We start from the raw sequence: 18,687 nt of genomic DNA on the forward strand, positions 1-18,687 counted from the left end.
CAGAATAATGTGACGCAGTGAATAGCACAGTATAACAGCCTAAATCAAATCTGACTAGCTGTTCGTTGCTTTTAACGCTGTCATTAGTAAATGACATTCTAGTCGTTCGTCGCTATTTAGGCCCTGTGTCTTGTCTTTTATTAATAGGGTCTCTAGTCGATAATTTAAACACTGATCTTCAATAAATTTGAAAGTATTTTGAAAAACAGTCTCTAAACGCTCTTCATTTATTTGATGTTGCCATGTCGCTAACTTAGTTAATGGCTCGTAGTCATCGGTATCTCGAAATGATTCAAGAATTTGTGCGGTGGTAATGCCATCTTTTTGTAATGCTTGATGTTGTAGTCGCAATAATAAGCCAATACCCGCAATATTCATTTGTGCTAAATCGGGCAAATAGGGCACGCTTTTAGCCAAATTAGGGTGCTGAATTAAAATGCCTATCGCTTGGCGCATGGGAGTAATTTTAAATTTCCGTTCAATTGCCTGCTGCTGTTTTGGCGTTTTTAAGTGGTTATTGAGTTGTTCACGGGTGCGACCAATTAATCGCCCAAGTTGCTCTAGGATATTTTCTTGATAAAACTCACTTGGGATCTTTTCAATCAGGGGCAGTGCCGCACTGAGTAACTTAGCTTTACCGGAATCAAGTGTTAAATCAATCTCTTTACTTAGTTTATTAAACAGTACTTTAGTGAAGTCATCTGCGTTTTCAAGGCGTTGCTCAAAAGCTTCTTTACCTTCTTGTTGTACGAGTGAATCAGGGTCTTCACCATCAGGTAAAAATACAAAATGCAGTGCTTTGCCATCGTTTAAGTAAGGCAGCGCATTTTCTAGTGCGCGCCACGCAGCATCTTTACCTGCACGGTCACCATCGTAACAACAAATAACTTTATCTGTGGTTCTAAATAAAGTGTGCATATGCTCGTTAGTTGTCGCTGTACCAAGGGCTGCTACGGCATATTCAATACCTTGTTCTGCCAGCGCTACTACGTCCATGTAACCTTCTACAATCAGTACATGGTCAAGCTTTTTGTGTGCTTGTTTAGCTTCATAAAGGCCATAGAGTTCAAAGCCCTTATGAAATATGCGCGTCTCCGGAGAGTTTAAATATTTAGGCCCTTGATCGGCTTGCATTACTCGCCCACCAAAAGCAATAACGCGGCCGCGTTTATCACGAATTGGAAACATTAAGCGATCACGAAAAAAGTCGAACTGTTTGCCTGGGGTTTTCTCAGATGCGAGTTTAAGTTCAACTAATTGTTCTTTTTGTTCTTGGTTTCGCCCAAGTTGTTGGCACAGACCTTCCCATTCGCTGGGCGCATAACCTATCATAAACTTTTTAACGGTTGCACCGCTTAAGCCGCGACCTTTAACGTAATCGATTACCGCTTCAGAGTTACTGTGATGTTTTAGCTGATGCTGATAAAAGCGTGCTGCATGCAGCATTAGATCATAGTCTGAACGTTTTTGTGCCGCTGTGCGCTCTGGTCCACTACTGCCCCCTTGTTCGCGAGGAACATCAAGGTTAAGTAAACTGGCTAGCTCTTCAATTGCATCAACAAACTCGAGTTTGTCATACTCCATTACAAAAGAAATAGCATTACCGTTAGCGCCACAGCCAAAGCAATGATAAAACTGTTTATCTTGCGATACAGTAAATGAAGGCGACTTTTCATTATGAAAAGGACAGCAAGCTTGATAGTCTTTGCCCGCTTTTTTCAACCCTACCTTTGAGTCAATCAGGTCGACAATATCGGTTCGTGCCAATAAATCATCGATAAAGTTGCGTGGGATCTTTCCAGCCATTGTTTAAAGTACAGCCCTAAGATAAATAGAAAAGTGATGAAAACGAATTATAATACGCAAAGATTTGAACACAAATGCATAATTTTTTGAAGTACTAAATATCTAAACAAAGAAACCGAGCTCAAGGCTCGGTTTACTTCAATCATACTAAATGTATGTGGGGGTATTAGGCAGTTAATCGTTGCTTGATTAAACCTGAGATTTTGCCCATGTCGGCACGACCTTCAGCTTTGCTTTTGATTATACCCATTACTTTACCCATGTCTTGCATACCTGCTGCGTTAGTATCAGCAATAGCCGCGTCAATGAGAGCAATAATTTCTTCTTCACTCAATTGTTGAGGTAAAAAAGCTTCAAGTGCTGTAATTTCATTGGCTTCAATATCAGCTAAATCATCACGCCCAGCATCTTTGTACTGAGTGTAAGAGTCGCGACGTTGTTTAACAAGCTTCACTATAACGGAGGTAATACCTGCGTCGTCTAGTGTTATTTGCTCGTCAATTTCACGTTGCTTGATTGCAGCAAGCACCATACGAATAGGGTTAAGACGTTGTTTGTCTTTGGCTCTCATCGCATCTTTTTGCGCATCTTTTAGCGTTATTAAAAGGCTCATTTATACAAGACCTAATATATTAGTATAATTTAACGCGACGAGCGTTATCACGAGAAAGTTTTTTCATGTGACGCTTAACAGCAGCTGCTTTTTTACGCTTACGCTCAGCTGTTGGTTTTTCATAGTGCTCGCGACGACGAACTTCTGAAAGGATACCTGCTTTTTCACATGAACGCTTGAAGCGACGAAGTGCTACGTCAAACGGTTCGTTCTCTCTTACTTTAATTACTGGCATTAAAAATTCACCTACCTAAATTATGAGCGTTGCTCAAGTTGATCAAACATTGATCAAGTGGTTCAAAAATGGTGCGGTATTGTAATCCGAAGCAACACCACATGTAAAGGATAATATTAACAGAAACGCATCAGCTAAAACAGTGTTAATTTATATGGCGTTGGTACAGCCGACAAAAAACTTGTCCTGCCTTTTTTTCTTTAATTAACAACCAGTTGTTTGGTGCTTTAAACGAGGTTAGCTCAGTTTCTACTTCAACATATATCAATGCTTCGGGGTCGAGCCATTGATTATTTTCCAATAAATCACAGCATGATTGAGCTAAATTTTTGCGAAATGGCGGGTCAATAAAAACCAAATTAAATGTGTCACTGGTGTTTTTTCTCTCTAAGAACGTCAGTGTATTAGTATTAATAACGTGCGCGTTTTGTGCATTAAGCGTCGCAATGTTTTGCTCTAATTGTTTTGCTGCTTGTGAGTCAAGCTCTATAAATGTGGTGTGTTTTGCAAAACGTGACAATGCTTCAAATCCCAATCCACCGGAACCGGCAAAGCAATCGAGAGTGTGCGCATCGCGGGTATCGTGCATCAACCAATTAAACACCGTTTCTTTAATTCGGTCAGTTGTGGGACGCAGACCTTGAACATCTTTTACTGGCAGTTTTCGACCGCGAAATTGGCCGCTAATGATTCTAATAACCCCATCAGCTGATTTATGAGTGGTGTTATTTTGTGTGGTTTTTTTTCTCATTTAACTCACTAAAAATTGGTATCTATGATCTAGCTCAGATAATATTGCAATCATATCATGGCGTGTCATTTTTCAACTGCGCTAAAAGTGTTACTATTATGCACCCTCGAGGATAACGTGTTGCTAAAAGCAATTATTTAGGCTTAAAAGCACGCTATCATTATCGTTAGTTTATCAGATTTTTATAAGTGGTTATTAGCAAGTATGGCAAAAAAAAGTAAATTCATGTCGTGGCTCGGTTTTGGCAAGTCAGATAAAAAACAAGCAGAAGCTGATAAACAACAAGCATTAGCAAAAGAGCAGGCAGAAAAAGCCGAACAAGAACGTTTAGCTGCAGAGCAAGCTGAGGCAGAGCGCTTACAAGCTGAAGCAAAAGCCGAGCGTATAGAACAAGCCCGAATTGCTGCTGAACAAGATCGTTTAGCACAAGAGCAGGCAGAAAAAGCCGAGCAAGAACGTTTAGCTGCAGAGCAAGCTGAGACAGAGCGTTTACAAGCTGAAGCAGAGGCCGAGCGTTTAGAGCAAGAAAAACAGGCACAAGCACAGCGCGCAGCGGCAGAAGAAAAACAAGCGATTGAACACGCTAACGCAGAGCTATTAGCTAAAGAACAGGCCGATGCAGAGCAACAAAGACAAGAGCAAGCCAAACGTTTAGCAGAACAAGAAGCGCAAATGCAGTTAGAGCAAGAGCGCATTGCAGCAGAAAAAGCTGAGAATGAACGTTTAGAGCAACAGCGCATTGCAGCAGAACAAGCTGAGAACGAGCGTTTAGAACAACAGCGTATTGCAGAAGAACAAGCTGAGAATGAACGTTTAGAACAACAGCGTATTGCTGCAGAGCAAGCTGAAAATGCGCGTTTAGAACAACAGCGTATTGCAGCAGAACAAGCTGAGAACGAGCGTTTAGAGCAAGAGCGTATTGCAGCAGAGCAAGCTGAGAACGAGCGTTTAGAACAAGAGCGACTGACCGCAGAGCTTGCAAAGGAAGAAGCTATAAAAGCGGAAAAACCTAAAAAAGAAGGTTTTTTCTCTCGCCTCAAAAAGGGCTTACTGAAAACACGCGTTAATATTGGTTCTGGCTTTGCCTCAATCTTCAGCGGTAAAAAAATTGACGATGAATTATTTGAAGAATTAGAGACTCAGTTACTTACTGCCGATCTTGGTGTTGATACCACCATGAAGCTAATCGATAGCCTGACCGACGCCGCTGATCGCAAGCAGCTAAAAGATGGTGATGCGCTTTATGAATTAATGAAGCAAGAAATGGCAACTATGCTGAAAACAGCAGAGCAGCCTTTAGAAATACCAGCAGACAAAAAACCTTTCGTTATCCTTATGGTAGGTGTAAACGGCGTAGGTAAAACCACCACCATTGGTAAAATGGCGAAACAATTTCAAAACCAAGGTAAATCGGTAATGCTTGCTGCTGGTGATACATTTAGAGCCGCAGCAGTAGAGCAGCTTCAAGTTTGGGGTGAGCGTAATAGTATTCCTGTTATAGCTCAGCACACTGGTGCTGATAGCGCCTCAGTGGTATTTGATGCCTTTCAAGCCGCTAAAGCGCGTAATGTTGATGTGTTAATTGCTGATACAGCTGGGCGCTTGCAAAATAAAGATAACTTAATGCAAGAGCTTGAAAAAATAGCCCGTGTGATGAAAAAAGTAGACCCAGATGCACCGCATGAAGTGATGCTAACTATTGATGCTGGCACAGGCCAAAATGCTATTAGCCAAGTAAACTTATTTAACCAATGTGTAGGTTTAACGGGTATCACACTATCAAAGCTTGATGGCACCGCTAAAGGCGGGGTTATTTTTGCTGTTGCTGATAAGTTTAATATTCCTATTCGTTACATTGGTGTAGGTGAAAGTATTGATGATTTACGCACCTTCAAGAGCGATGACTTTATTGACGCACTATTTAGCCAAGATGAGGACGACGTTTAATTTACCAAAAGGGAGCCTGCTCCCTTTTTAATTGCAAGGAATACCAATTGCGTTAGGACGTTTAATGAGGTTGGCATAATAAAAAATGATAAATTTTCAGCAAGTAAGTAAAACCTATGCCGGTGGGCATCGCGCGCTTGAAAAAGTGAGTTTTCATATAAAACCAGGCGAACTGGCTTTTTTAACGGGCCACAGTGGTGCCGGTAAAAGTACACTTTTAAAGCTTATTAGCTTGATGGAACGTCCTTCTGCGGGCAACGTGTTTATCAATGGCGTGGATTTAAATAAGTTAAATTCGCGACAAATTCCGTATGCACGCCGCGACATTGGTATTATTTTTCAAAATCATCGTCTATTAGAACGATACACGGTATTCGATAACGTTGCTTTGCCCTTAATTATTGAAGGGACTCACCACAAGCAAATTGCCAAGCGTGTGCATGGTGCGCTCGATAAAGTGGGCTTGTTAGATAAAGTACGCTGTCATCCCTCCACACTCTCTGGCGGTGAGCAGCAACGTGTAGGGATTGCACGAGCCATTGTTAATTCTCCTCCTATACTATTAGCTGATGAACCTACCGGTAACCTTGATCCTGAGTTATCGATGGAAATATTACGCCTGTTCGAAGATTTTAATAAGCATGGCACCACGGTTTTAATTGCCACCCATGACTTAGGGTTAGTATCACGAATGAAGTATCGTAGCTTAACGCTTCATGATGGGCGGATGAGCCAAGATCCACTGGCTGAGGGTGTATTATGAGTTTACTGTTCAAAAGCCGTCAAAATAGTAATGATAAACAAAAAAAATCCGTATTCTCTGGCGGTTACTTTTTCATTATTAATATTTTTCGCCAAGGTGTGTACAGTCTTGGGGAAATGTGGCGCACGCCATTAGCCTCTATGATGACCATTGCTGTACTGGGTTTGAGTTTAACCTTGCCCGCAACGTTATACTTAGTGGTTAAAAATGTGCAGCAAGTGAGCAGTGGTTTTGAGCAAGCCAGCGAAATATCCTTGTTTGTAAAAGAGGATATGAGCGAGCAAGAAACACAAACTTTAGTTAAACGCTTAGCGCTATATCCTGAAATACAAAGTGTGACTTTTATTTCTCGCACTGAGGCTTTGGATGAATTCAAAGAAATGTCTGGGTTTGGTCAGGCTTTAGAATACCTAGATAGTAACCCATTACCGAATGTGGTTTTAGTTACACCAACCCAGCGACATAGCCAACCTAATGCGGCTAAGCTATTGCTTAAAAAACTTGAAGGTGAACGCGAAGTTGATTTTGGTAAGCTTGATATTGCTTGGCTTGAACGTTTAAATGCATTACTCAGTTTGCTAAAAGAAAGTGTAATTACGATTGCGCTATTATTACTTACCTCAGTGACGCTTATTATAGGCAACACAATTCGTTTATCTATTATGGATAAAAAAGAAGAAATACAGGTAATGAAGCTCGTAGGGGCAACTAATACCTTTATTCATGCCCCCTTTTTATGGACTGGCATTTGGTATGGCGTGATTGGCGGATTGTTTGCTTTTATTTGCGTAGCATTAATGATGTGGTGGCTATCTGCTGCGGTAAGCAGTGTTGCAGGGGTATATCAAACCAGCTTTACGCTAATAGGGCTTAGCCTTAATGAATTTGGCGCGTTGGTATTGTTGGCCACTAGCTTAGGCTTTATTGGTTCTTACTTATCGGTTAACCGTTACATCTCAGAAATAGAACCCGATAAGGTTTAGGGCCCTAATATAATTCTTAAAACTGTCATGTTTTAAGTTTAAAATTATAAAAAAGCCAAAGCAAAAAGATTAATCTTTGCTTTGGCTAAACCAATTCATAGGTTATTCAGTCGCCTAGTGTAGACTGACTTAACACTAAAAAAACCACTTGATTTATGATTCAAAAAAGTTTTAAATTCAAGTTAGCACTCTTACTAAAAGAGTGCTAAGATGGTTTCAAATGTTTATCACCGAGGTGAAAAATGAGTAAAGATTTATACGCAATGGCACTTACAGTTGGGCAACAAAGCGCAAGTATGGATGGCTATCTTCAAGCTGTTAGTACTATTCCTATGCTTAAAGTTGAGCAAGAGCAGGAACTTGCAAAAAAACTTCAGGAAGAAGGCGATCTTAGTGCTGCAAAGCAACTCATTATGTCGCATTTGCGCTTTGTAGCGCACATAGCTAAAAGCTACTCGGGTTACGGGTTACCACAAGCTGATTTGATTCAAGAGGGTAACATTGGACTGATGAAGGCAGTAAAACGTTTTGACCCATCAGTGGGTGTACGTTTGGTTTCATTTGCGGTTCATTGGATCAAAGCCGAAATTCATGAGTTTGTGCTTAAGAACTGGCGCATCGTTAAAGTTGCGACAACCAAAGCGCAACGTAAACTGTTTTTTAATCTTCGTAAAAACAAAAAACGTTTAGGCTGGTTTAACCAAGCGGAAGTGAGCACAGTAGCGAGCGAGCTAGGTGTGAGTGAAAAAGAAGTACGTGAAATGGAGTCGCGTATGAGCGGTCAAGACATGGGTTTTGACTTAACAGGCGACGATAACGACGATGCACCAACGAGTACTTACTCACCCGTACAATATTTAACAGATGGTTCTACTGACTTAGCTGACGACATTGAGCAGCAACAATGGCAAGAGCAGTCGCATACGCGATTATTTAGCGCTTTGAAAACACTTGATGAGCGTTCGCAAGATATTGTTAGCGCACGTTGGTTGTCAGATGATAAAGCAACACTGCAAGAATTGGCTGAAAAATACAGCGTATCTGCAGAGCGTGTTCGCCAGCTGGAAAAAACAGCGATGAAAAAATTACAAGCTGCGATGAGCTAATCGCACTTATTAGACAATAAAGCCCTGCATTAAAATGCGGGGCTTTTTTATGCTTTAAAAAAGTTAATAAAAAGCAGACTTTCAACTTTTTTGCTTACCTGTTGTTACATCTTAATATCTTTTAATTAAAAAGAGTCTCATTGAAATTAGTGAATAAGTTTGGTTTTTAACTAAATTAATGATTTATATTTGTTTTTTTTAGCATGTATGTGAAGATGCATCGCGTTTGAGCTTAAATAAGTTTCAACAATAGTCTAAATTCAGCCATTCAATCGCTGTATTTAAAATCACTTTCTAATTTTTATTAACACGAGTATTTGCACTCACTATGAACTCATATTCACTAAAGAAAAAGATCTTACTATCGGTGGTTCTTGCCCTAGCCGTTATTATTATTTTGCTATCGTGGTATAGCTACTCCTCTCAAAAAGCCCTGTTATTTAAGACCAGTATTGATAATGTAAGTCAATCGGGTAAACAGCAAGCAATGCGTATCGAAGAATGGTTAGCTGATCGACAGCGAATTATAGAATCAGTGGCTAGCAAAGTTGAGGACAATATGTTAAACGCATTGCAGCAAGCAAAGTTTTCTGGTGATTTTGAGTTGACATATTTTGGTGATAACCAAGGGAAAATGACTGACTCTGATCCAAGTATTGATCGAACCGGCTACGACCCGCGCACTCGTCCATGGTATAAACAAGCTCAGCTGAAAAATGGCACCGTAATTACCAAACCTTATTTAGATACATCATTTAACGTTCTGGTTGTCTCTGTTGCTAAAACTATACAAAACGGCGTGGTAGCGGGTGATTTATCGATTGAGTCTTTAGTTAATGATGTTAATACTATGTCTTTACCGGCAAATGGGTATGCCATCATGATGCATCAAGATGGCACTGTGATTGCCTATAAAGATACTAAAAAAGTAATGGCGGATATTACGCATATTGACTCGAAAATAAATCACCAATTCATTTTATCTAATAGTCAAAACGGTGAATTTACTCCCCTTTACTTTAAAGATGAAGGGCGCGAGAAGCTAATCTGGGGTGAAAATATAAATAATACCGATTGGCAGTTGCTATTTGTACTGGATAAAGAAACCTTAGAGGCACCGTTAATTAGTTTATTGATCACTCAATTAGTAATAGTCACAGTGGCACTTTTACTGAGCGTATTAGCTATTTCATGGTTATTAAGTGTGTTGCTTGCTCCGCTGAGTCGAGTATCACAAGCTTTATCAACAATTGCTGATGGTAACGGTGATTTAACCCAGCGTATTAGTGTTGATACGCAAGATGAAGTTGGGGTACTGGCTGATAGTTTTAATCGCTTTGTAAGCAGCCAGCATGAACTGATCAGCCATATTCGCCAATTAGCTACTGACTTAGATTTTGATGCAGAGAAAAGCTTGGTTACTAATCAAAACAGTGTAAGTGAGTTGCAGCGCCAGCAGCAGGAAGTGGCGATGGTTGCCACTGCGGTTACAGAAATGTCTAGTGCAACCCATGAAATTGCAGCCAATGCTGAAAATACCGCTGCCGCATCGCAGCAGTCTGCGCAAAGTAGCCGTGAAGGTAAAATGTTAGTTGATAAAACCAGAAGTACAATCAACTCACTGGCAGGTGAAATAGATGAAACAACAGCAGTTATTAGTGAGTTAAACTTACACGCTCAAGCTATTTCGAGTATTTTAACCACCATTCAAGAAATTGCTGAGCAAACAAACCTGTTAGCGCTCAATGCGGCAATAGAGGCGGCTCGAGCAGGTGAGCAAGGGCGTGGCTTTGCAGTAGTTGCCGATGAGGTGCGTGTGCTATCAAGACGAACGCAAAACTCTACAGCCGAAATTTATACAACCATTGAAACGTTACAAAATACCACTAAAAAAGCAGTGAGCTTAATGGACAGTAGTAAAGGTTATGCCAACAATAGTGTTGATGATGTCAATGCAGCTGCTAATGCACTTGAAGAAATCACTCTAGCGGTTAACGAAATTTCTGATATGGCAGGTCAAATAGCCGTTGCTGCAGAAGAGCAAACGCAAGTGACCAATGAAATTACTAAAAATACTGTAGCGATTAAGGATGTAACCGATGAAATTACAACCTCCGCAACAACACACCTAAGCCAAGCTAAAACACTTAAAGATCGCGCCACAGATCTAAATGAAAAAGTGGCCACTTTTATCCTATGATTTATTGCTAGTGGGGTTTTTATAGCCCTGCTAGCGACGGGCCTCGGGTTACGGGTAACGAGCTGCGGGCTGCGGGTTACGGGCCTCAGGCGACGAGCTGCGGGCCTCAAACCTAGAACCTCAAACATGCGCGCGGTAAACTCCCGCCTACGGTTAACCACAGTGTTTAATTTTTTTGTAGGCGGGGCTTTATGCCGCGTTTTTTAAAGGTTCTAGGCGCGAGGCGCTAAGCAGAGATTAAGCCAAGCACGGTGTTTGGGTTAAGCGTAGGCGGGGCTCGAGCTTCGGGCCTTGAGCTTCGAACCTAGAACCTGCGGGATTTTTACTCAGCCTGTGCTAGTTGCACATATTTACGCTTAACTAATTGTGAAACAGGCACTAGTTCAAACCCTTGCTCAGCTAATTGTGGCAAAGCTTGGCGCAAAAAATCGATGGTTTCGGGGTAGGGGTGGGCTATGGCAATGGCAAACTGATACTTAGTTGCTTTTAACTTTAGCTCTTCTAATCGTAATTGTAGCTGCTCTTTGGTGGTTATGTTATCTAAAAATATATGTCGGCTAATATTTTCCACTCCCAAAAAGTTGGCTGCATTTTGAGCTTGGCTTAAATCAGTTGTACGGCTATCAAGAAAATACAACTGACGTTTTTTGAGCACTTCCATGGTCCACTTCATTGCTTGACTTTGCTGTGTTAGCGCCGAGCCCATATGATTATTAACCCCTTTAACCTGCGGCAAACTGGCCAGCGCATTGCCGAGTGTTTGTTGTAGCTGTGCTTTATCCATATTTAACGTCAGTGCTCCAGGGCCAAGCTTTTTGCCATTTAAAGCCTGCATAGGAATATGCAATAGGAGCTCTTTATTTGACTGACTGGCAAGACTCGCAAATATTTGAGAGTAGGGAGTATGGGGCAGAATTGAATAAGACAACTGCCCAGGTAAACTCAGGAACTCTAAATCACGCTGATGATAACCTATGTCATCAATCACTATGGCTATTTGTTTGGCTTTAACACCAGTCGATGTCGCAAATAACGCTAAAAAAAGCCCTGCTAACATCATTAAGTTTATAGTTTTCACGTTTTATAATTTTTATTATCTTTGTCGTGGTTTAAAATAATTTACTGATTTTATTGCATGCTAAGTAGTTGTTTAGCTTTAGCCAATTGAATATCAGCTAATTCTTCAGTACTAAAAGCAGTGCTTTGTTCTAATTGTTCATTTTTTATTATAACGGCTTTATTTGTTTGTGGAAGCGTTGTTTGATTAATCGCCACATTTGGGGTCACACCAACCCCTTCGATTGACTCACCCAAAGGCGTAAAGTAACGAGCGGTGGTGAGTTTTAAGGCGGTATCACCATCACCTAATGGGATTAGCGATTGCACCGAACCTTTGCCAAAGGATTGGCTGCCGACTATTGTTGCGCGTAGATTTTCTTTCAAAGCGGCCGCTAATATTTCTGCCGCTGAGGCTGAATTTTCGTTAATAAGCACAACAATGGGGGCACCTTTTAAAATATCGCCGCGTTTAGCGTAGAACGTTTGATTAGAATCATAAAAGCGTCCTTTGGTTGTCACGATTAAACCATCTTGTAAAAACAGATCAGCCACAGCAACTGCGCTTGTTAATGTGCCGCCTGGGTTGTCTCGTAAATCAATAATCAGCCCTTGTAATGAATGGCCGTAAGAGCTTTGCATAGCCGTTATGTGTAACGTAACTTCATGCAAAGTCTGATTTGAAAAGTTATTTATAGCAATATAACCACTCCCAGCACCAAGTAATTGCTTAGTAACACTAGTCAATTTTATTTGTTTTCTACTGACGTTAAACGTGAGTGGCGTTTGCTTGTTATTACGGATAATACTGAGCTGTACTTTATTGTTAGGGCTGTTTTTAATTTGTTGCGCAACAAAGTCGATAGCGCTATTTTCAAGCTGCTGATTATTGACTGCTGTAATAATATCGCCAGCTCGCAAGCCGGCTTGTTTAGCTGGGGAGTTATTAATTACTCTTACAATAGTAATGTGTTGATCAATACTATCTACTTCAATACCTAGGCCTGTATAGCGGCCATTGGTGTTCTCAAATAACGCATTGAGCTCATTTTTATCTAAATATTTAGAATAGGGGTCGAGTTTAGAATATAAGCGCTCAAACTGAGAAACGTTGTACTCAATGTACTTACTATTTTGTAGTGCTAAATCGTCAACATAGTAGGTATGAATGTTAAACAGTATTTCATTTATTTTTTGACTTTCTAATTCTTTAACCGAGCTTGCTTGGGTATTGTTTATAAAACCAAAAAGCACAAATAAAACAAATAAAAAAAAGCGAACACTTTGCTTTGGTTGCAGTGTTTTTTGTTGGCAAATGTGTGTTTCTATCATAACTGCCTCCAATGAGGTGCAGCTATTTCGAGATTAAATTCGTCTGCACCATTTGATGGGATTAACAGCACGTCCTTTGTGGCGTATTTCAAAGTATAGACCAGAATCGGTTTGTCCACCGCTTTGTCCAACTAAAGCCACACTTTCACCTTCTCTGACCATGTCACCTACATCTTTAAGCAAAGTTTGTGCATGTCCGTATAAGCTCATGAAGCCTTCACCATGATCCACAACAATAACCCAGCCGTAACCTTTTAGCCAATCAGCAAATACCACCTGACCGTTATGAATGCTGTTTATTGACGTGCCTTCTGAGGCAGAGATTAATACGCCTTTCCAGTTAATTCCACCATGCTTTCGTTGGCCAAACCTGTGCGCTAGCTTACCTTTACTGGGCCAGTTTAGCTTGCCTTTACTTTTGTTTAGGCCTAACAGCTCAATTTTTGTGGTTTTTTCTTCTTCGAGCTCTTTAATTGTTGCAATTAAAGTTTGTTCATTTTCTTCTAAGTAACTAATTGAATTTTTTGTTTTATTTAACTGCTGTTTTAGATTTTTTAGGCTGGCTTGGCGCTCAGCTTTTGCGTTCACCAGTGCTGCTTGTCGTCTTTTTTGTTCATCAAATAAGGCAACAAGTTTGTCCTTTGTTTTAGCTAGTTCAACTTGGTTTTCGGCAATTTCAACTTGGAGCTCTTTGATTTCTTCGAGCTGTTTTATGCGAGCTTTATTTAGGTAGTTATAGTAACTAAGTGTACGTTCAAATTTAGCGGTGTCTTCTTGATTGAGTAGCATTTTTGAATAGTCGTCACCCCCCGCCATATAAGCACTTTTTAACTGTGCGGCTAAAATACGTTGAAATTGCGCTTGTTTTTTTTCAAGCTCAGCCGCGCGTTGCTGCTGCACCGCTTGCTGTTGTTGCGCTTTTTTAACTGATTGCTCAGCCATATTGAGTGCCTTTGCATTTTCGGCGATGGCAAGCTCATGAGCTTTTAGCTTTTGCTGTTGTGTTGCTATTTGTTTTTGTTGCTGTTTATATTCGGCATGGCTTTGCTCTAAGGCCACTTGAACTTGAGATAGATCTTTTTTGGTACGATCTTCATTAGCCACTGCAACGCCAGTGACTAATGAGTGCAGTACACATAAACACGTAATGACGCGGTATGCGCTTTTTTTCATAAGTTATTTCAACACCATGATAGGTGATCCTGTCATTTCTGTAGGTTGTTCTAACCCCATTAAATGCAGCATAGTGGGAGCAACATCACTTAAGGTTTTACCTGTATGAGCGTGTGCGTCGCGTCCTACATAAATAAACGGCACTGGCTCACTGGTATGTGCTGTGTGTGCTTGGCCCGTTTTAAGATTAGCCATCTGTTCTGCATTGCCATGATCAGCTGTAATAAGTGCTTCGCCACCATGCTCTTTTAAAGCGTCTATTACACGGCCAATACAGCTATCTACTGCTTCACAGGCTTTAACAGCCGCCTCAAATACTCCTGAGTGACCCACCATATCGCCATTTGGATAGTTACAAATAATGGCATCATATTTTCCACTTTTTATTGCCTCAACCAGCTTATCGGTGAGCATTTCTGAATTCATTTCAGGTTGTAAGTCGTAGGTGGCAACCTGTGGTGATGGGATCAGCTCACGGGTTTCACCGTTAAACTCGCCTTCTCGTCCGCCACTAAAGAAAAAGGTAACGTGGGCATATTTTTCAGTTTCTGAAATACGCAGCTGAGTTTTGCCTTGTTTTTCAAGCCATTCGCCAAGTACGTTATTAAGGGGAGTAGGGCCAAAAGCCACTGGCGCATCTATATCGGCGGCGTATTCAGTCATCATTACAAAGCCGCTAAGTGCTGGCGATTTTTTCTTGTCAAAACCGTTAAAATTGGGCTCAACAAAAGCACGGGTTATTTCGCGAGCGCGGTCTGCTCTAAAGTTAGCAAATATAATGGTGTCGCCATCATTTACTTTTACAGGCTCGCCGCCTTTAGGAGTGATGGTGCTGGCTGCTACAAATTCGTCGTTTTCATCGCGCTCATAGGCTGCATTGAGTGCGCTTACGCCTTCTTCATAATCAAAATCACCCTCACCAAGCGTCATTAAATTATATGCTTTTTCAACGCGGTTCCAGCGGTTGTCTCTGTCCATGGCGTAATAACGGCCTATTAATGAGGCTAAACGGCCACATTTTAGATCGCTAAACAAGGCTTCAATACGCTCAATAGATGCTTCAGCACTGCGTGGTGGGGTGTCACGGCCATCTAAAAAGGCATGAAAATAAACGTCTTTGGCACCGCGTTTTGCAGCCAGTTTAATGCAGGCGACAATATGATCTTCGTGGCTATGGACACCGCCTGGGCTTAATAATCCCATAATGTGTACAGCTTTGTTGGCATGAACAGCTTTATCAATATTTTCAACAAGGGCGGGGTTTGAATCAAACTCACCATCATCAATCGCTTTTGTAATGCGAGTAAAGTCTTGATAAACCACACGACCGGCACCTAAATTAACATGGCCAACTTCAGAGTTACCCATTTGGCCATTAGGAAGACCCACATCTAAACCCGAGGCTGAAATTAATGTATGAGGACGTGTAGCCCATAGCTCATCTAATACTGGAGTATTGGCAGCTAAAATGGCATTACTTTGCTCATCTTCTCTGTATCCCCAGCCATCTAAAATCATTAATACCAGCGGTTTTTTATGCTCTGTCATAATCACTCCTGAAAATTTAGCGTTGCTATAATACACGCTAACATTAATGCCAACATGCCAAGCCTTAGCATACCGCGTTTTATAGCAAGGATCAGCAATGAAAAGAAGATATTAAAAATTTTCAATCGGATTGACCTAATTTCAGAATTTTACAGGGTTAAGTTATTTTTCAATTATAAATAGCGGTATAATGTGGCTTTTAAGCTAGCTTATAACCTTACCTAAACTCGCATTTTTAGCTGATTTGGGTATACTTGCGCGGCTAATCCCTATTTTATTCAGGTATTGAATAGGCGTGTGGGTTTAGTTAAGCCTATATTTTAGGCGAAAATTCAGGGCCGCCTAACAGCGTTCTAAATTGACTTGTAATGAGTGATTGCTCATTGTGCAAGTGCAATTAGTATGAATTAAAATATCTAAAACACTTGTTTTAGCATGTAACTTTATAGTGGAAGTCGAATGGATCAATATATTGAATTTGTCTCAAACCATCCAATTTTAAGCCTAGCTTGGGTTGCGATTGCATTTCTTATTATTAGTGGCGCAATAAAAAGTAAATTTTCAGCAATTCGTCAAATCAATCCTCAGCAATTAACCTTACTTATTAACCGTGAAGACGGTCAGGTTGTTGATATGCGTGGGCAAAAAGAGTTCAAAACAGGCCACATTGCCGGTGCTGTGCACTTAAATCCCGAAAAAGCTAAAGAATCTGATTTTTCAACCCTTGAAAAGCACAAGAGCAAACCCATTATAGTGGTATGTGCTGCTGGTATGACTGCCTCAGGTGTTGCAACGGCAATGCATAAAGCAGGATTTGAACAGGTTTATGTTTTATCAGGCGGTATGGGTGCGTGGCAATCAGCAAGCTTGCCAACAACAAGCAGTCGCTAATACGCCTTAGCTAAACCGATTAATACCAATTGCATTAAATTAGTGATCTACTATAGCGACAAAGAAATAAGTCGATAACAAGGCGAAAATTATGATACATAGTTGTTCTATATAAATAATTTTTAACGCAGATAGCGGATTATTTAATACGCTAGAATGGTCATGTTTTTAATAAAATTGGTATAAGGATTAATTATGAGTAACGTTGTTTTATACACCAAAGGGTACTGCCCTTTTTGCCATCGCGCATTAGCGCTGTTAGACAGCAAAGGTGTAAAATACACAAATATTGATATTGGCGTACAGCCGGAGCTTCGCGACGAAATGATAGCCAAAGCAGGTGGCGCAAGCACGGTTCCACAAATTTTTATTAACGATGAACATATCGGTGGCTGTGACGACATGATGGCTCTTGAGGCACAAGGTCAGCTTGATACTAAGCTCAGTGCTTAATTTAATTAATTATAATAAATAACAGGTTAGGAATAATAATGAACGAACAAAATCAAAACGCAGCAGCAGAAGCCGATTCAGGTGCACAGTTTACTATTCAACGTATTTACACTAAAGATGTGTCATTTGAAACGCCAAACTCGCCAGCTATTTTCCAAAAAGAATGGGCGCCTGAAGTAAAATTAGATTTAGATACACGCTCTAATAAGTTAGACGAAGGTGTTTACGAAGTCGTTTTAGCGTTAACGGTAACAGCCTCTATTGGTGAAGAAACTGCGTTTTTATGTGAAATTCAACAAGCTGGTATTTTTACAATTGCTGACGTTGAAGAAATGCAATTAGCACATATGCTTGGTGCATTTTGCCCTAACGTGTTATTCCCATATGCACGTGAAGCGGTATCTAATTTAGTAAACCGTGGTACGTTCCCGCAGCTTAATCTTGCACCTGTTAATTTTGATGCATTATTTGCACAATACATGCAGCAACGCACAGCGCAAGCTGAGCAGGCTACAGCAGACGCTTAATTTATGAATACAGCCACTTCAGCTGTTACTGTTTTAGGGGCGGGGTCTTATGGCACCGCCCTTGCTATTTGTTTAGCCCGAAATGGTCACAAAGTGACTCTATGGGGACGCAATAGCCAAGACGTTGCAACGCTTACAGCTGAGCGAAAAAATCAACGTTACTTACCTGATGTTCCTTTTCCTGACACCCTAACACTTGAAGCTAATTTACAGCGAGCAACGCAAAGTAGCGATATAGTGTTGGTAGTTGTGCCAAGCCACGCTTTTGCTGATACGTTAAAGCAAATTAAACCTGCTTTACGACAAAATGCAAAAATAGCATGGGCCACCAAAGGACTTGAGCCAAATACAGGGCGTTTACTGCAAGAAGTTGCAGTGCAAGAGTTAGGTGAAGATGTGCCATTAGCGGTACTTTCAGGTCCCACCTTTGCCAAAGAAATGGCGATGGGCTCACCGACCGCCATTTCGGTATCATCAACCTCCTCAGCATTTGCCAAACAAATAGCCGATTTACTGCATTGTGGGCGCTCGTTTAGGGTGTATAACAATGATGACTTTATTGGTATTCAACTTGGCGGTGCGGTTAAAAATGTCATTGCCATTGGCGCAGGGATTTCTGATGGTGTAGGTTTTGGTGCCAATGCACGTACAGCACTAATTACACGTGGTTTGGCCGAGTTATCCCGTTTAGGATGTGCACTGGGTGCAAAGCCTGAAACCTTTATGGGCATGGCTGGTTTAGGCGATTTAATTTTAACCTGTACCGATAATCAATCGCGCAACCGTCGTTTTGGTTTGGCCTTAGGTAAAGGCGAAAGTGTTGATGACGCCATTGCATCAATTGGCCAAGTGGTTGAAGGTTTTAGAAATACCAAAGAAGTGTATTTACTAGCACAACGCGCGGGTGTAGAAATGCCTATCACTGAGCAAATATACAAAGTACTTTACGAAAATAAAGATATGAAAGCAGCGGCTATGGCGTTACTCGGCAGAGAGCAAAAATCTGAGTAATACTCGAATTATAAAACAACCTTAAGATCAAAACGAAGCTTCTTATCTTAAGGTTATTTCAATAGCAATTGCATTAAACGAGTGATTAATTATAACAATATGAGTGAGTTAACGCAGCATCAATGCCAAACAGGCGCTGTCCTTCGGGTTCTGCCTAGGAGCGATTTACTCTTTGTTGCCTACATAGATGGTGGTAGGGGGCGTGAGCAGGACGCACACGCTTTGCTCGGTTTTTTACCTATTCTTACATGGATGTAAGCCAGTAGAATAACGCAGGAGCAGTTATCGAGCC

17 protein-coding genes are annotated in these 18,687 nt (G+C 40.9%); 9 read left to right on the plus strand and 8 right to left on the minus strand.

The features are described from left to right. Positions 1-54 precede the first annotated feature (54 nt). From dnaG to rsmD, 4 genes are all read right to left on the minus strand, one after another. Positions 55-1,806, minus strand: coding sequence for a DNA primase (gene dnaG / locus KG708_RS13145; RefSeq protein WP_213610450.1), 1,752 nt, complete (start codon positions 1,804-1,806; stop codon positions 55-57). A 166-nt stretch (positions 1,807-1,972) separates the two neighbouring features. Next, complete coding sequence (locus KG708_RS13150) at positions 1,973-2,419, minus strand: GatB/YqeY domain-containing protein (protein ID WP_016899740.1); 447 nt, start codon at positions 2,417-2,419, stop codon at positions 1,973-1,975. A 19-nt stretch (positions 2,420-2,438) separates the two neighbouring features. Further along, positions 2,439-2,654, minus strand: a complete 216-nt coding sequence (gene rpsU, locus KG708_RS13155) for a 30S ribosomal protein S21 (RefSeq protein ID WP_002957797.1) — start codon at positions 2,652-2,654, stop codon at positions 2,439-2,441. A gap of 145 nt (positions 2,655-2,799) precedes the next feature. Continuing rightward, positions 2,800-3,405, minus strand: coding sequence for a 16S rRNA (guanine(966)-N(2))-methyltransferase RsmD (gene rsmD, locus KG708_RS13160; protein ID WP_213610452.1), 606 nt, complete (start codon positions 3,403-3,405; stop codon positions 2,800-2,802). A 204-nt stretch (positions 3,406-3,609) separates the two neighbouring features. Here rsmD and ftsY point away from each other — a divergent pair, with 204 nt between their 5' ends. The 5 genes from ftsY (at position 3,610) to KG708_RS13185 (ending at position 10,404) form a co-directional block, all read left to right on the plus strand. Next, a complete protein-coding gene (gene ftsY / locus KG708_RS13165; RefSeq protein ID WP_213610454.1) occupies positions 3,610-5,352 on the plus strand; it encodes a signal recognition particle-docking protein FtsY in 1,743 nt (580 codons plus the stop codon). Between the two features lie 85 nt (positions 5,353-5,437). After that, positions 5,438-6,115 (plus strand): cell division ATP-binding protein FtsE, encoded by a 678-nt coding sequence (ftsE, locus tag KG708_RS13170; protein WP_013465956.1) that lies wholly within the window; start codon positions 5,438-5,440, stop codon positions 6,113-6,115. After that, positions 6,112-7,098 (plus strand): permease-like cell division protein FtsX, encoded by a 987-nt coding sequence (gene ftsX, locus KG708_RS13175; RefSeq protein WP_028835596.1) that lies wholly within the window; start codon positions 6,112-6,114, stop codon positions 7,096-7,098. The genes ftsE and ftsX overlap by 4 nt, the downstream gene beginning before the upstream one ends. Positions 7,099-7,340: 242 nt before the next feature. After that, entirely contained in the window at positions 7,341-8,204 is an 864-nt protein-coding gene (rpoH, locus tag KG708_RS13180; RefSeq protein WP_213610456.1) for an RNA polymerase sigma factor RpoH, read from the plus strand. A 328-nt stretch (positions 8,205-8,532) separates the two neighbouring features. Continuing rightward, the gene (locus tag KG708_RS13185) at positions 8,533-10,404 is read left to right on the plus strand and encodes a methyl-accepting chemotaxis protein (protein ID WP_213610458.1); all 1,872 of its coding nucleotides are present in this window, start codon (positions 8,533-8,535) and stop codon (positions 10,402-10,404) included. Between the two features lie 322 nt (positions 10,405-10,726). Here the strand turns inward: KG708_RS13185 and KG708_RS13190 are convergent, their stop codons facing one another. The 4 genes from KG708_RS13190 to gpmM form a co-directional block, all read right to left on the minus strand. Further along, complete coding sequence (locus KG708_RS13190; RefSeq protein ID WP_213611091.1) at positions 10,727-11,464, minus strand: divergent polysaccharide deacetylase family protein; 738 nt, start codon at positions 11,462-11,464, stop codon at positions 10,727-10,729. A gap of 68 nt (positions 11,465-11,532) precedes the next feature. Next, on the minus strand, positions 11,533-12,792 hold the full coding sequence (locus tag KG708_RS13195; protein ID WP_213610460.1) for a S41 family peptidase: 1,260 nt from the start codon (positions 12,790-12,792) through the stop codon (positions 11,533-11,535). 33 nt (positions 12,793-12,825) lie between these two features. Continuing rightward, entirely contained in the window at positions 12,826-13,965 is a 1,140-nt protein-coding gene (locus KG708_RS13200; protein WP_213610462.1) for a peptidoglycan DD-metalloendopeptidase family protein, read from the minus strand. 3 nt (positions 13,966-13,968) lie between these two features. Beyond that, on the minus strand, positions 13,969-15,513 hold the full coding sequence (gene gpmM, locus KG708_RS13205) for a 2,3-bisphosphoglycerate-independent phosphoglycerate mutase (RefSeq protein ID WP_213610464.1): 1,545 nt from the start codon (positions 15,511-15,513) through the stop codon (positions 13,969-13,971). Between the two features lie 459 nt (positions 15,514-15,972). Here gpmM and KG708_RS13210 point away from each other — a divergent pair, with 459 nt between their 5' ends. The 4 genes from KG708_RS13210 (at position 15,973) to gpsA (ending at position 18,395) form a co-directional block, all read left to right on the plus strand. Then, positions 15,973-16,404 carry a rhodanese-like domain-containing protein gene (locus KG708_RS13210; protein WP_213610467.1) on the plus strand — a complete coding sequence of 144 codons (432 nt, stop codon included), beginning with the start codon at positions 15,973-15,975 and terminating at the stop codon, positions 16,402-16,404. Positions 16,405-16,599: 195 nt separating this feature from the next. Next, positions 16,600-16,857 carry a glutaredoxin 3 gene (grxC, locus tag KG708_RS13215; RefSeq protein WP_213610469.1) on the plus strand — a complete coding sequence of 86 codons (258 nt, stop codon included), beginning with the start codon at positions 16,600-16,602 and terminating at the stop codon, positions 16,855-16,857. A gap of 38 nt (positions 16,858-16,895) precedes the next feature. Continuing rightward, positions 16,896-17,384 (plus strand): protein-export chaperone SecB, encoded by a 489-nt coding sequence (gene secB, locus KG708_RS13220; protein ID WP_213610471.1) that lies wholly within the window; start codon positions 16,896-16,898, stop codon positions 17,382-17,384. Positions 17,385-17,387: 3 nt separating this feature from the next. After that, positions 17,388-18,395: an NAD(P)H-dependent glycerol-3-phosphate dehydrogenase gene (gpsA, locus tag KG708_RS13225; RefSeq protein ID WP_213610473.1), complete on the plus strand. Its 1,008-nt coding sequence runs from the start codon at positions 17,388-17,390 to the stop codon at positions 18,393-18,395. Positions 18,396-18,687 lie beyond the last annotated feature (292 nt).

Origin of the sequence: Pseudoalteromonas sp. (genome assembly GCF_018402495.1) — a bacterium.
Lineage (GTDB): Bacteria > Pseudomonadota > Gammaproteobacteria > Enterobacterales > Alteromonadaceae > Pseudoalteromonas.